At 56.5% G+C, this 12,500-nt stretch carries 12 protein-coding genes; 6 read left to right on the plus strand and 6 right to left on the minus strand.

Annotation, left to right across the window (positions count from 1 at the left end):
• Positions 1–2 precede the first annotated feature (2 nt).
• Positions 3–377, plus strand: coding sequence for a hypothetical protein (locus AC5LBQ_RS05105; RefSeq protein ID WP_493264819.1), 375 nt, complete (start codon positions 3–5; stop codon positions 375–377).
• Between the two features lie 2 nt (positions 378–379).
• A complete protein-coding gene (locus AC5LBQ_RS05110) occupies positions 380–1,036 on the plus strand; it encodes an SH3 domain-containing protein (protein ID WP_297345734.1) in 657 nt (218 codons plus the stop codon).
• Here AC5LBQ_RS05110 and AC5LBQ_RS05115 read toward each other — a convergent pair.
• From AC5LBQ_RS05115 to AC5LBQ_RS05125, 3 genes are read right to left on the minus strand one after another with little or no spacing between them, the layout of a single operon-like run.
• The gene (locus tag AC5LBQ_RS05115) at positions 1,033–2,766 is read right to left on the minus strand and encodes a PH domain-containing protein (protein ID WP_295026140.1); all 1,734 of its coding nucleotides are present in this window, start codon (positions 2,764–2,766) and stop codon (positions 1,033–1,035) included. The genes AC5LBQ_RS05110 and AC5LBQ_RS05115 overlap by 4 nt on opposite strands.
• 19 nt (positions 2,767–2,785) lie before the next feature.
• Positions 2,786–3,286, minus strand: a complete 501-nt coding sequence (locus tag AC5LBQ_RS05120; RefSeq protein WP_295026142.1) for a PH domain-containing protein — start codon at positions 3,284–3,286, stop codon at positions 2,786–2,788.
• Positions 3,287–3,336: 50 nt separating this feature from the next.
• Positions 3,337–4,269, minus strand: a complete 933-nt coding sequence (locus AC5LBQ_RS05125) for a Rossmann-like and DUF2520 domain-containing protein (RefSeq protein ID WP_493264820.1) — start codon at positions 4,267–4,269, stop codon at positions 3,337–3,339.
• Positions 4,270–4,495: 226 nt separating this feature from the next.
• On the opposite strand from AC5LBQ_RS05125, the gene AC5LBQ_RS05130 reads away from it, so the two are divergent.
• The 4 genes from AC5LBQ_RS05130 (at position 4,496) to AC5LBQ_RS05145 (ending at position 8,815) form a co-directional block, all read left to right on the plus strand.
• On the plus strand, positions 4,496–5,221 hold the full coding sequence (locus AC5LBQ_RS05130) for a response regulator transcription factor (protein WP_282922267.1): 726 nt from the start codon (positions 4,496–4,498) through the stop codon (positions 5,219–5,221).
• A 124-nt stretch (positions 5,222–5,345) separates the two neighbouring features.
• Positions 5,346–7,202 (plus strand): sensor histidine kinase, encoded by a 1,857-nt coding sequence (locus tag AC5LBQ_RS05135; protein ID WP_493264821.1) that lies wholly within the window; start codon positions 5,346–5,348, stop codon positions 7,200–7,202.
• Positions 7,203–7,357: 155 nt separating this feature from the next.
• Complete coding sequence (locus AC5LBQ_RS05140) at positions 7,358–8,374, plus strand: HD domain-containing protein (RefSeq protein ID WP_295026146.1); 1,017 nt, start codon at positions 7,358–7,360, stop codon at positions 8,372–8,374.
• A 150-nt stretch (positions 8,375–8,524) separates the two neighbouring features.
• The gene (locus AC5LBQ_RS05145) at positions 8,525–8,815 is read left to right on the plus strand and encodes a WXG100 family type VII secretion target (RefSeq protein ID WP_282922270.1); all 291 of its coding nucleotides are present in this window, start codon (positions 8,525–8,527) and stop codon (positions 8,813–8,815) included.
• Positions 8,816–8,925: 110 nt separating this feature from the next.
• Here AC5LBQ_RS05145 and AC5LBQ_RS05150 read toward each other — a convergent pair whose 3' ends face one another.
• From AC5LBQ_RS05150 to AC5LBQ_RS05160, 3 genes are all read right to left on the minus strand, one after another.
• Positions 8,926–9,456, minus strand: coding sequence for a fibronectin-binding protein (locus AC5LBQ_RS05150; protein WP_307741486.1), 531 nt, complete (start codon positions 9,454–9,456; stop codon positions 8,926–8,928).
• A 382-nt stretch (positions 9,457–9,838) separates the two neighbouring features.
• A complete protein-coding gene (gene groL / locus AC5LBQ_RS05155) occupies positions 9,839–11,464 on the minus strand; it encodes a chaperonin GroEL (protein ID WP_493264822.1) in 1,626 nt (541 codons plus the stop codon).
• 229 nt (positions 11,465–11,693) lie between these two features.
• Positions 11,694–12,314: a LytR C-terminal domain-containing protein gene (locus tag AC5LBQ_RS05160; protein ID WP_297345730.1), complete on the minus strand. Its 621-nt coding sequence runs from the start codon at positions 12,312–12,314 to the stop codon at positions 11,694–11,696.
• Between the last annotated feature and the right edge of the window lie 186 nt (positions 12,315–12,500).

Consider the following 12,500-nt stretch of genomic DNA (forward strand, 5'->3'; position numbering starts at 1 on the left):
ACATGTTCGTTACAGTGCTGATTCACTCGCTGATTCTAAATTTCGGGATCACGCTGGCCACAGAGTTGCTGGTGGCTCTGGTCTGGAAACTGCGCACCCCTCGCAAGCTCGTCGCAGTGGCATTGGTGAATCTCATTACGAATCCCCCTCTGACCATGACTATGACCTGGATACGGTTCAGCTCCATAGGGTTATACAGCCAGTGGTTTTTGGTGTTTTTTGAACCAATAATTGTATTCCTAGAGGGCTTCCTCTATAAACGTGCCCTTCCGCAGCTGTCGCGTCCATACCTGTTCTCCCTGGTTGCCAATCTTTCTTCGGTATTATGCGGATACGTGATTGCAGGCTTGTGGTACTTTTTAATCAGCAGGAGGTAGAGATGCGACATATTAGTGCTAACTCGAGTTTCTTTCGTTTCACCATCTTTGCCGTCACGATCTTCTTTGCCCTAGCCTTGATTATCCCCTTCGCTGCTTTTGCGGACGTGGGCACCCCCTGGGACTATCTCGATAAAAATGAAGACTACTACGCGGTGGTTACCAGTCCGGACGGAACCCTCAACGTGCGTACAGGCCCCAGCACGGATTACGACATCGTTACAGTGCTCCAAAACAGAGAAGTAGTCCACGTCATCGCTTCTTCTTCGGAAAATGCGCATGGCAAGCACGTTTGGCTGCTTCTGGAGTCTCCTCGAGGGTGGGTTAGCGCTGATCTGATCACAATAGATGACGGCCGTCCACTCCCTGCTTTCATGACTCCCCATCCCACGCCAACCGCTACGGTCACGGAAACCGTCACGCCCACCCCTTCTGAACAAACCACGACGAGTTCTCCCTCCGCAACCCCCACGGCTTCCGAAACTTCCGCAACTCCGAAAGCCTCCGCAACCCAGGCAAGCCCTGCGGAACCAGCTCAGCACAGCAAAGATACGCTGGTTCGGGTTCTGATTATCGGAATTGTTGTTGGGGTTACGCTGATGGCATTGTTGCTGCTTTACCTGCTATTCATCCGTAAGAAACAGACGCCGCAAAGCTAACTTTCTACAGTTGAAACCACTCGCTCCAGCCAGGCGGCAGGGGGTTCTTTCTCACGTGCCATGTCCGCGTGTGAGACTTGCAGTTCCCACAGACTCTGCGCGGAAGCGGTAGGCAGATGGTACACCGTGGTTGGCACGACCCCGGGCACCAAGTGCAGTTTGACGTTTGCCATCCCTAAAGCCCGTTGTGCCGGTCCTTGCCGCAGGGCTACGGATTGCATCCGGCAATGCGGCACGAAGGACACGCGGCGGGTGATTCTGCCGTCACGAATCATCACCATCGTTGTGGTCAGCACGGCAGCTTTGCGGTTCCACGTGATCCAGTCAAACCAGCGGGCTTTCGGCGAAGCGGTAAAAATACCGGGCGCTGGCCCGGAACCATACATCATGACTTCCAAGAGGTTTGTACCAGCTGTTCCAATTTCGGCGCCGTTGAGGTCGGTGACCGCGCCGAGGTCGTGTTCCATCATCCACAATGCTTGTAGCGCCTGAGTTCGGGTTCCTACCGGCAGCATCACGTGGGAGCTGGTCTTGCTCTTATTGTTGCCGTTCCCTTCGGCGGCACCCTGATATCCGGCCATAGTTAGCTCGACTCGCCACCAATCCTTGCCCCGCCACAGCAGGGGCTGCTTCAAGACGACGGCGTGAACCCGCCCGGGAGGAATGGTTTGGGAATCATGGGTCGTCAGTCCGCGGCGCAGCCGGATTCCATCAGCAGAAGCCGCCGCGGTAAAGTTCCAACCTTCGTTAACTTTTTGCATCACCGCCGCAATAGTGGCGATAACACCACCGATAACACCTAATATTGCTTGCGGAGCAATCAACAAGGCCGCTGCAAAACTGTCTGCATCGCCACTGAGGTAAATAGCTATCGCGGGCATTAGCCCCAGTACCAACAGCAGGGGAATGAGTAGCACCGCGAACCAGGTAGAAATGGAACGCAGAATGGAACCAACCAACATATCGGTTGGCACTTCGTAAAGTGTTGTCTCAGGGGCTTCTCCACTGGCGGCGGGTAAGGCTCCCACCAGTCCGGCCTCACCTATCCCGATAACTTTTGTACCATTCGTTAAAGAATTAGCAGCATCCGTCGCGGGGCCGGTTGGGGTTTTTTGACCGGATGCCTTCGATAGCACTTCAGCCCGCAACGCTTGAGCCTGGGAGGCTTTCAGATACATGATGTCAATCTGAGAACCGCTGGCTCCCGCGGAATCCACGTGCAGCTTAGCCAAACCGAACAGACGCGGCACTAACGGAGCGATGACGTCTACCGCCTGAATCCGGTTTAGCCGCATATGACGTTCTTTTTTGAAAATGATGCCGTGGCGAAACAAAACCGCTTCATCAGTCAGCGCATAAGCGGTAAATCTCCAGCTCAGATAGGTAAAAAGAACCAGCAACAGCAGAAGTACCACGATTCCCAGCAGGGAAAAAAGCAGCACCGGCAAGACCTTTCCTGTCGACTGCATCGCAGCCATCTCCTTAGAAAGGTCACGTATCAAGTCGAGTTGCGAATAAATAACCGCCACCAGTACCACCAGGATTCCCCACATCTGGGTCAGTGGTGTCAAGGGGTGCACTTTGCGCCAAACCGGAGGTTGCGCGGCAACGCTGGTGAGGTCAGAACTGCCGAGACTCCCCTCCGGTAAGCCCTGCGAAGGTAAGGCCGCCGAAGAATCTTTGGGCGTCCCTTCCGGGGGTTCCCAGCCAGGATTAATTGGTTGTGTCATCTGTCATTCCCCGCCGTGTTCACAATCCCGCTCGCAAGGATTCACCGCGCGCAGTGAGGATTTTACGTAGGCGATCCGCCTCGTCTCGATCCAGTCCGGGAATGCTCGCCGCTGATTCCATCGAAGCGGTCTTCATACTGACCTGGGCGATGCCGAAAATCCTGTCGATAGGCCCCTGCTGCACATCAACGAACTGCATCCGCCCGTAGGGAATGGCCCACATCTTCTTAAACATGATGCCGCGACGTAAAAACAGATCCCGCTCAGACTCGGCGTAGCCCCACGCCTTGACCTGGCGCGGAATTAACCACAGCTGCCACACTAATAGACCAATCGGTACAATTTCTAGGAGCCAAAACCACGACACCCCTTGTGTAAACATCATTGCCCCCGCGAATACCCCGATAGCCAGGGCGAGAACCACAGTCCACACCAACAACCCCAAAATCCGCACCGTGATGAGTTTCATGGAAATCGGTTTAAACGTCACACCCTCAGGATTAAATAATTCACCACTCATAGGGACATCCTATCTAGGCACAAGGGGATTAATCGAGGCAGAATCCGCACTTAGTCCAAAATTTTACGCAGCTGGTCGTACTGGGTGGGGCTCAAACTTCCGCGTTGCCGCAGTCGTTGCGCCGCGGCTCGTGCCAGAGCACGATAGGAGTCGGGCAGGTCAGCCAAATCGTCAAAAGGCAATGCCGGATCCAAGTCGTCTTTGTCAAGGACGGGTCCGTCCTGCAGCGCCTTGAGGTGTAGGGCGACGGTTTGAGAGTCTCCGCGCACCACCGGTCCGGACAACCCCGCTTCTCCCTCCTGTAAAACTCTGTCGAAAGCGGCCTTAAACAACGGCTCGGTATAGGCTGCCGGGTCGTCCAAACCCGCCATTCGCAGTGCTCGCAAGGCTTGGGATACCACAATCACCAGGTGATTTGCCCCGTGCGCTAACGCTGCGTGGTACAGGGGACGTGCCGAATCAGGCAACACATGCGGTATCCCACCGAGGTCCAAAACTAAGGCTTGGGCCACAGCCAGCAATGCCCGCGGCGCATTGACTGCCCAATGAGTTCCCGGTAAACGCTGCAGGTCCAGGGACGTACCGGAAAACGTTTGCGCCGGATGCAAAGCCAGTGGAATAGTTCCCGCTGCGGCGGCAGGCTGCAAAACATCCAATCCGTGAGCCCCGGAAACGTGAGCGACCAGCTGACCCGCTCGAAACGCTTGAGCCTGCGCTAATTCCGTAACCAGAGGGGCGATTTCTTGATCTCGCACGGTAAACACCACGAGGTCGCACTCGGGCACCAGCTGTGCTGGCGACACCACCGCTACACCGGGGAGGATGGCATCCACCCGTTCTTGGGAATTCTGCGAACGCGCGGAAACCCCCACTAAAGTGTGTCCTGCCTGCGTGAACGCTGCGGCCAGAATTGGTCCGACCGCCCCCATACCGATAACCCCCACCCGCAGAGCCGGGCTGGGACTCCCACCAATTTCAGACATGTCACTATCGTAAACCACCGGACACGGCGCGGGTCCGCGCTGCCCGAACCAGATTCTCCCCACCCAGCTGCTGACCGGGGACTCGTGAATTCAGAGAATCTCAGGAGTATTCGATGGGAAATCCGCTTCAAGCTGCACCCAGCACTGCCTTTTGCAGTTAAGATGTATATAGGGAGTGCCGTGCCTCCTAACTTGCACGGCAATTTGAACATTTTGTTTAACGAGGATGGTTATGGAACCTGCAGTGAGCGAAGCACGACTTTTGGTCGTGGATGACGAACCTAATATTCGCGATCTCCTGGCGTCTTCCCTGCGTTTTGCGGGATACGATGTCTTGAGCGCCGGGGATGGTACCGAGGCCTTGCGCCTGGCCACGACGGAGAAACCGGATTTGGTCATCTTGGATGTCATGTTGCCGGATATGGACGGCTTTACCGTGACCCGTAAGCTGCGGGCTTCCGGCATCGATATGCCAATTCTGTTCCTGACCGCCAAGGACGACATGCGCGACAAGGTCGAGGGCCTGCAGGCGGGCGGCGATGATTACGTCACCAAGCCGTTTGGCCTGGAAGAAGTCGTGGCTCGTATCAACGCTATCCTGCGCCGCACGAAGCACTCCGCAGTAGAACAGCCGCTGCTGCGTGTGGCTGATCTGGAGCTGGACGACAACCTCTACGAAGTACATCGCGGCGGTCGCCTCATCGACCTCTCCCCCACCGAATTCAAACTGCTGCGTTATCTCATGGTCAACGAAGGGCGGGTGGTCTCAAAGACGCAAATTCTCGATCACGTGTGGGAATACGATTGGGAAGGCGATGCCGCCATCGTTGAATCCTACATTTCTTACCTGCGTCGCAAACTTGACGCCCCGGACGAGAACGGTAAAGTTCCGCCTTCGCTCATCCAGACGCGTCGCGGTGTCGGCTACCTCTTGCGTGACCCCAACGAGTAAGTACTGGAGGTTTACCGCCGCAGCGAAAGGTGCGAGCCTCTGGCGGTAGTAAACCAATTCCCCGCCACCTGGTGGAACGTGTCGGACTTTCGAAACAGCACCCGAGTCAGATGAGGAGTGGCAAGTGCGTGGAATAGGGAAACTGTGGATCTCCCTGGCCTTGGCCACGCGGCTGACGATTATTTTTGCAGTCGCCTTGGTGACAGCGCTGTCGTTGGCTGGAACCGTAACGGTGCTGTCGCTTTCGTCGTACCTGACCAGTCAGCAGGACGCGCAGCTTTCCGCTGCCGCCAGGGTTATGGGTCCCAACGCCGCCAATCTCTCGGACACCACGGTGTTTTCCAACAATATGCCCAGCGATTACTACATCTACGTGCAGTTCGCGGGTTCTATGCACCGACCGGACCGCGAATTTATTACCCCGGCAACAAAGAGTAAGTCGGGCATTCCGCAGCGTCAATACTTGCCGAAAAAAGCCGATATTCCCACCATCAGCAATGCGTCTTCGCTGGTCATGCCCGGAACTACGGTCCCTTCGACCAAGTCGGGTCAAAAGTGGCGGGTTCTGTCGATTTTGCTGACTTCGCAGGGCAAAGTCGCCGGGGCTGCGACTGTCGGTTTGTCGATGACACCGCAGCGCAATATGCTCCAGGCCATCATTTTCACCATTTCAATCTCGACTCTGATTATCGCCATTGTCGGCACTTTGATGACAAACTACCTGGTTGGGAGGGCTTTCCGGCCTCTGCATGAGATTGAGGTGGTCGCGAACAAGATTGCGGCCGGGGATTTGACGCAACGTGTTAAGAAGGCTCCTACCACCACCGAGGTGGGTTCCCTGGCGAACTCTATGAACGTGATGCTTTCCAACCTGGAACAGGCTTTCTCAGCGGTGGAGCTGTCCGAACGCAAGATGCGGCGTTTCGTCTCTGACGCGTCCCACGAGCTGCGTACTCCCACCGCCGCGATTCGCGGTTATGCGGAACTGTCGCGCATGGGTGGAGTGGGCCCGGAGCGCCAGGCGGAGGTCATGGCGCGTATCGAGTCCGAGGCTACCCGCATGGGCAATATGGTTCAGGACTTGCTGACGTTGGCGCGATTGGATGAACACCGTCCGATGACTTTCGAGCGCACCGATATTACCGCTTTGGCGCGGAACTCTCTATCGGATATGGCCGTGCTGGATCCGGAACGCGACATGCAGCTGCTGAACATGGAAGATGAGACGTTGGAGGAAGTCTACAGTGTCTATGCAACTGTGGATGCGGAAAAGATTTCCCAGGTCATCACCAATTTGCTGACTAACGTGCGGCAGCACACTCCGGCCAATACCCCCGTCGAGGTGGTGGTGGGTTACCACATGTGGCCTGATGAAACCGGAGCTCCCCTTAAGAATGCCGCGGCTTCAAAGATTCCCGCGTTCCAGCGCTGTGCCGTCCTGGAGATTCGTGACCACGGTCCGGGCGTAGCTCCCGAGGATGCCAAAAAGGTTTTCGAACGTTTCTATCGTTCCGATACGTCACGAGTGCGCACCACGGGCGGTACCGGGCTAGGTTTGGCTATCGTCTCCGGTATCGTTTCGGCTCACAACGGTACGGTGGCTATGCTCCAGACTCCCGGCGGTGGCGCCACGGTAAGGATTAAGCTACCGTGCCAGGCCTCGCACGTGGATTCTCAGGGTGAGAACCAGAGCAGTCCAGCCGCAAAGTTTGCTGCGGCTTCAGTCGCTATCAACAAGGCTTCCAACACCAAGGAAAATTCCCGGCAGACTCCAGCCCCCGCTCGTAAAGCACCAGCCAGCGCCTCGAAGCCGCAGGGCATGCCTGTCGTAAGACCGGTGCCTCCGATGGTGCGACCTGCCGTCCCCACTCCGGTGGTACAGCCAACTCCTCCCGTGGCGCCTTCCCCTCGGCCTCTCGCAAAACCGGTCCCCAAGCCGACGAAGGTTCCCCCGCCTCCGCCCCCGCCGCGTTCCACTTAGGCCTGTGAGTTCTTCTCAACACCAAAGGTGGGGCTTCGAGCTACGGTTTTTACCGTCTGGAGCATCGGTTTTAGGCGAAAGTCGTTACTACCGGGATAAACAGGTATACTTGGTAGGTTGCTTTGGGTTTCCCAAGCTGGCAGAGGATGATGTGTATGGCCGAGATGATACCGGCTTGGTTATTGTCGGGTTTTGCCCGTTCTGTTGCCGCTGAAGGCGGTACAGCTCCAAGAGACGTAGCCCAATCCGTAGGCACCGAGTTGGCGCAGCGGTGGATGGCTCCGGAGCGCCATTTTCATAACCTGGAATATCTGAAAACCACCCTGGAAAACGTTGATATTCTCAGCGAACAAGCTCGGGACGTGGATGCTATCCGCTTGGCCGTGTGGTATCACGGTGCGATTTTTGATGTTTCCGAAGCTGCGGTGGAGCGCGGAGAAGCGGGACTGAACGTGCTGGGTTCCGCTGATTATGCTGCTGATTCTCTAGCTGAGCTAGGCGTTAGTGAGCCGCAGATTGAAAAAATTACTGATCTCATCCGGGGTTTATACCACCATCAGGCGATTGACGACATCGATGCCCAGGTGCTTTCCGATGCTGATTTATGTATATTGGCGGCGGATCCTCAGGAGTACTTAGAGTACTTGCGAGCTATTCGCCGCGAATACGCCGCCTATGACGAGGCTTGTTTCATTTCCGCCCGTTCCAAAGTCATCGGCAGTTTGCTGAACCGCCCGCAACTGTTTTGGACGCACGGGGCTGCATCGTGGGAGGAACAAGCCCGCGAAAACCTCCGTGCCGAATTGGAACGTCTGGAAAAAACCGGTACTGCCGGGTTGGACATCGCTGGTGCCGGGGTTGACCCCACGGTCCAGACCGGCGCGATTCCCGCTGCGACATCGACATCGGAACTGCCACCCACTCCGCGGGAGGGCACCCCGAAAGTTGCTGTCACCAACCCCGAAACCGGGGACTTGTCTGGATCTTCCCCGAGGGATGTGGATACGGAGGAGACGGATGAACCGGACGAGGTCAACCCTTATGCGCCTCCGGATGAAGCGGATTTGGGTTCGACCCTTGAGAACGTCGCTGAAGCCATGGATACGATGGTCATGAAAGCGCTAAAACCCGCTGAAGTTGACTCTAAAACTATCTCTGAAGTGCAGGAATAGAGTTTTCCACAGGGTGCACGATTTCGGGGTTTTCCACAGGTAGATTTTTTGTGACTGGGTAGCTCGCACGTATTGCCTTAGTTTGAAAGTGCGAAAACCAAAGTTTGGTTTTCCCTCACTTTAGAAGTGTTTCAAACGAAAGGAATCACCATGCAATTTCAAGTTGATAGCGATGCCGTAGCTGCCGCCGGCGCCCAAACCCGCGCCTGTGCAGAGGAAGTCAGTGCCCAAGTTTCAGCGATGATGGCGAATCTGACCGCCTTGCAGGAATCTTGGACCGGTGCCGCCTCCGGAGCTTTCGCGGCTCTCGCGGCTCAATGGCGCGCCACCCAAGCCACCGTGGAGGATAACCTTCGCCAGATTGGTTTGCAGCTCGACACGGCCTCCGCGAATTATGCCGAAGCAGAATCGAATGCCGCGGCGTTATTTGCCGGAGCATAAAGGATTTCGGTTCAAATCCCAGACCACCAAATCAAAGAACTGAGAGACCCCGTTGGGAGTCTCTCAGTTCTTAACGATTCATGGAGTTTGCGAGAGGGTTTTGCCGCAGGTTAGCGACGCAGACCCAAGTTGATTTTCTTTCCGGTCACGATTGAGATCACGACCGCAGCCGCAACCCCGGCCCCCACGCACAGTAGCATGATAAAGACAAAGGAAACCACGCCGGGAACCGAGTCAATCGGGGAGGACACGAAGGCTTGCGGGGCGTTCGCATTAATCGCCGAGATAGAAGTCTTGGCTTTTTCGGGTGATTGAGGAGCCACATTGGCGTGAATCTGAGGTTCCGCATTAGCTACGGATGCCGGAGCCTGAGGGTACATGACTTCAGGACCAGCCGGGACATCGACATCGTTGCCGCCCGCGTTCAGTTCCGCGGTGGAAGGGGCCGCGGGGGCAGGAGCTACGGGATTGACCGCTACATCGGAGGCGCCGGAGGGCATCGAATCCAAATTCACGTGCTCCATGACCGTGCCGGCCGAATCTCCGGATGCGTCCGGGGAAGGCAAAGTATCTGCGTAAGCTGCCGGGCCAAAAGCCAATCCCAGCACCAACGCCGCTGCTGTAATCAAAAACTTTTTCATCGCGTCCTGCCTCAGTTTCGATTTCCTATGTCCAGGGTTTTCCCAGTTCCTCACCACACGATTTTCCCAGGTTTCAAACCGAGGAATCCTTGCGGCTGTTACTTAACATTGTAACCTCTAAATTTTTTATCGGGAACCCCTCAGGTTTCATTAGGATTCTTTTCGGAGTTTTTGTGTAATTCTCAAGGTTTTTTCCGGTAGTTTTCCAAACCTTTGTAACAACATTCTCACCTTTGTGCTCTCGTTGGCAGCCCCGAACTGATCCAACCGAGATGGATTCAAGGACCGAAGAACCATAAAAACCCATCGGGGCGACCCCACGCAAAAAGCAGGGAATCACCCCGATGAAAGTTATGAATAACTCGAGCGGTTCAGTACCGGTCTAGTACATGCCACCCATGTCGTCGCCAGCCGGAGCCGGTGCCGGAGCCGGAGGCTCAGGCTTGTCAGCCACCACCGCTTCGGTGGTCAGGAACAGGCCGGCGATAGAGGCTGCGTTCTGCAGAGCGGAACGAGTCACCTTCACCGGGTCAGCCACCTTGGCTTCCAGCAGATCTTCGTACTCGCCGGTAGCGGCATTCAGACCCTGGCCCTTGGGCAGGTGACGGACCTTCTCAGCCACAACCCCGCCTTCCAGGCCAGCGTTATCCGCAATCTGCTTCAGCGGGGATTCCACTGCTACCCGCACGATGGCGGCACCGGTCGCTTCGTCGCCTTCCAGCTGCAGATCCTTGAAGGCCTCCGCAGCAGCCTGAATCAGCGCCACGCCGCCGCCGGGAACCAAGCCTTCTTCCTTCGCAGCCTTCGCGTTGCGCACAGCATCTTCGATGCGGTGCTTGCGTTCTTTCAGCTCCACCTCGGTAGCGGCACCGGACTTGATGACGGCCACGCCGCCAGCCAGCTTCGCCAAGCGCTCCTGGAGCTTCTCACGGTCGTAGTCGGAATCGGTCTTTTCGATTTCCTGACGAATCTGGCGAATGCGAGCCTCCAGGGCATCCTTGTCGCCAGCGCCGTCCACGATGGTGGTGTCGTCCTTGGTGACAACGACCTTGCGGGCGGTACCCAGCACTTCCAGACCCACGTTCTCCAGCTTCAGACCGAGGTCCTCGCTGACGACCTGGGCGCCGGTGAGGATTGCCATATCCTGGAGCATAGCCTTACGGCGATCGCCGAAACCGGGGGCCTTGACCGCGACAACCTTCAGCGCGCCGCGGATACGGTTCAGCACCAAAGTTGCCAGAGCTTCGCCTTCGATGTCCTCAGCAATAATGGCCACCGGCTTACCAGCCTGCATGACCTTTTCCAGCAGCGGCACCAAGTCCTTGATAGAGGAAATCTTGGTATCCACCAGCAGGACGTAGGTGTCCTCCAGAGCAGCTTCCTGACGATCCGCGTCGGTCACAAAGTAGGGGGAAATGTAGCCGCGATCGAAACGCATACCCTCGGTGACCTCAAGGCTCAGGCCGAAAGTGTTGGATTCTTCCACGGTGATGACGCCCTCTTGGCCGACCTTTTCCATGGCCTCGGCAATCATGTCACCAATGGTTTCATCAGCGGCCGAAATCGAGGCGGTCGCTGCGATTTGTTCCTTGGTCTTAACTTCCACCGCGTCGGCGAGCAAACGAGCCACTACCGCGTCCACGGCCTTTTCGATACCGTGACGCAACGCAATCGGGTTCGCGCCCGCAGCCACGTTGCGCAGGCCTTCCTTCACGATAGCCTGAGCCAAAACGGTCGCCGTAGTGGTACCGTCACCAGCCACGTCATCAGTCTTCTTGGCGACTTCCTTAACCAGCTCGGCGCCAATCTTTTCGTAGGGGTCAGCCAGATCAATTTCCTTAGCGATAGACACGCCGTCATTAGTAATGGTCGGGGCGCCCCACTTCTTTTCCAACACCACGTTGCGGCCCTTGGGTCCCAAGGTTACCTTGACGGTGTCAGCCAACAAATCCAGGCCGCGTTCCATGCCGCGACGGGCTTCTTCTGCAAAGGCAATCATTTTTGCCATTTATTACAACCTCCGCTTTTATAAGGTTCATGTGCGGCGAATGCCCGCGACGGACGGCTGGGGTTGTGGCGGTTCACGTCTCCGCGCGACCTGCAGCCTCATTCACCAACTTGTCACTCTGACATTGAGAGTGCTAACTCAATCTTGGCACTCTAACCCCTCGAGTGCAAGTTTTAAATTTCTGAGTCCGCGGCGAGTTGCTACGCAAAAATGACTTGCCCGACTGGCTTTAGAGTCTGCCGACCAGCACGACCTGAATCGTCTCCAGGCCGTCTTTGGGCACAATCATGTCGATATTCAAAACCCGCTGCACCTCGCGCGCTTCCGCTTCCCGGTCAGACGGGTAATAGATAGTGTTCACCGCGGGTTTAGTGCCCTGGAAGTTTTCAGCAGACACCTTTGTAAAGCCATCTGCTGCCACTTTGTCCTTGGTTTTTGCGGCCAGTCCGTTGATTCCCGAAGCATTCAAGACGCTCACGGTAATAGTCTTATCAGCCGTACGCGGCTCGGTCGTTTTTTCAGCGGCGGGCGGGGTGGTTTGGGTCGGTTCCTCGCTGGGCGCGACACTTTCTGTGGGTTCTTCGCTGGGTTTGCCGGTCTCAGCAGGGCTCGGAGTCGCCACGGTATTCGGGGTTTGACTCATCTGGGGCTTAGTCGCCGCATCGTTGGCGGTTGAGGGGTGCGACCCAATCAGGAGCAGCATGGCCCAAGCCAGCAAGGGTGCGGCGATAATCACGATGACAAAGGGCAGAAAACCGTGCCACCAGGGCTGACCAGGTCGGTGCGCGCCCTGGGGCAAGTTTTTCCCAATCCGGTCGAATTCATCCTCGGGGTATCGTGCTTCATCCACGTGTCCAGCTTACGGATTACATCAGTTTTCGGGCTGTTCCCACGCCGTTAACCCAACGGAAAAAGTTACGCAAACGCGTCCATAACCGGCCGCTCACGGCAGGCGCCAATCCACCGGCCGACCGCCCTGGGCCCCCAACAATTCATTGGCTCCGGGAAAAGGGCGGGGACCAAAACATACTCGTGA

Source organism: Mobiluncus sp., from assembly GCF_985070215.1.

Bases quoted from the DNA above. Each gene is read 5' to 3' on its own strand.
- AC5LBQ_RS05130 (WP_282922267.1), top strand. From the start codon at position 4,496: ATGGTTATGGAACCTGCAGTGAGCGAAGCACGACTTTTGGTCGTGGAT.
- AC5LBQ_RS05150 (WP_307741486.1), bottom strand. From the start codon at position 9,456: ATGAAAAAGTTTTTGATTACAGCAGCGGCGTTGGTGCTGGGATTGGCT.
- groL (WP_493264822.1), bottom strand. From the start codon at position 11,464: ATGGCAAAAATGATTGCCTTTGCAGAAGAAGCCCGTCGCGGCATGGAA.
- AC5LBQ_RS05105 (WP_493264819.1), top strand. From the start codon at position 3: ATGTTCGTTACAGTGCTGATTCACTCGCTGATTCTAAATTTCGGGATC.
- AC5LBQ_RS05115 (WP_295026140.1), bottom strand. From the start codon at position 2,766: ATGACACAACCAATTAATCCTGGCTGGGAACCCCCGGAAGGGACGCCC.
- AC5LBQ_RS05120 (WP_295026142.1), bottom strand. From the start codon at position 3,286: ATGAGTGGTGAATTATTTAATCCTGAGGGTGTGACGTTTAAACCGATT.
- AC5LBQ_RS05140 (WP_295026146.1), top strand. From the start codon at position 7,358: ATGGCCGAGATGATACCGGCTTGGTTATTGTCGGGTTTTGCCCGTTCT.
- AC5LBQ_RS05125 (WP_493264820.1), bottom strand. From the start codon at position 4,269: ATGTCTGAAATTGGTGGGAGTCCCAGCCCGGCTCTGCGGGTGGGGGTT.
- AC5LBQ_RS05110 (WP_297345734.1), top strand. From the start codon at position 380: ATGCGACATATTAGTGCTAACTCGAGTTTCTTTCGTTTCACCATCTTT.
- AC5LBQ_RS05145 (WP_282922270.1), top strand. From the start codon at position 8,525: ATGCAATTTCAAGTTGATAGCGATGCCGTAGCTGCCGCCGGCGCCCAA.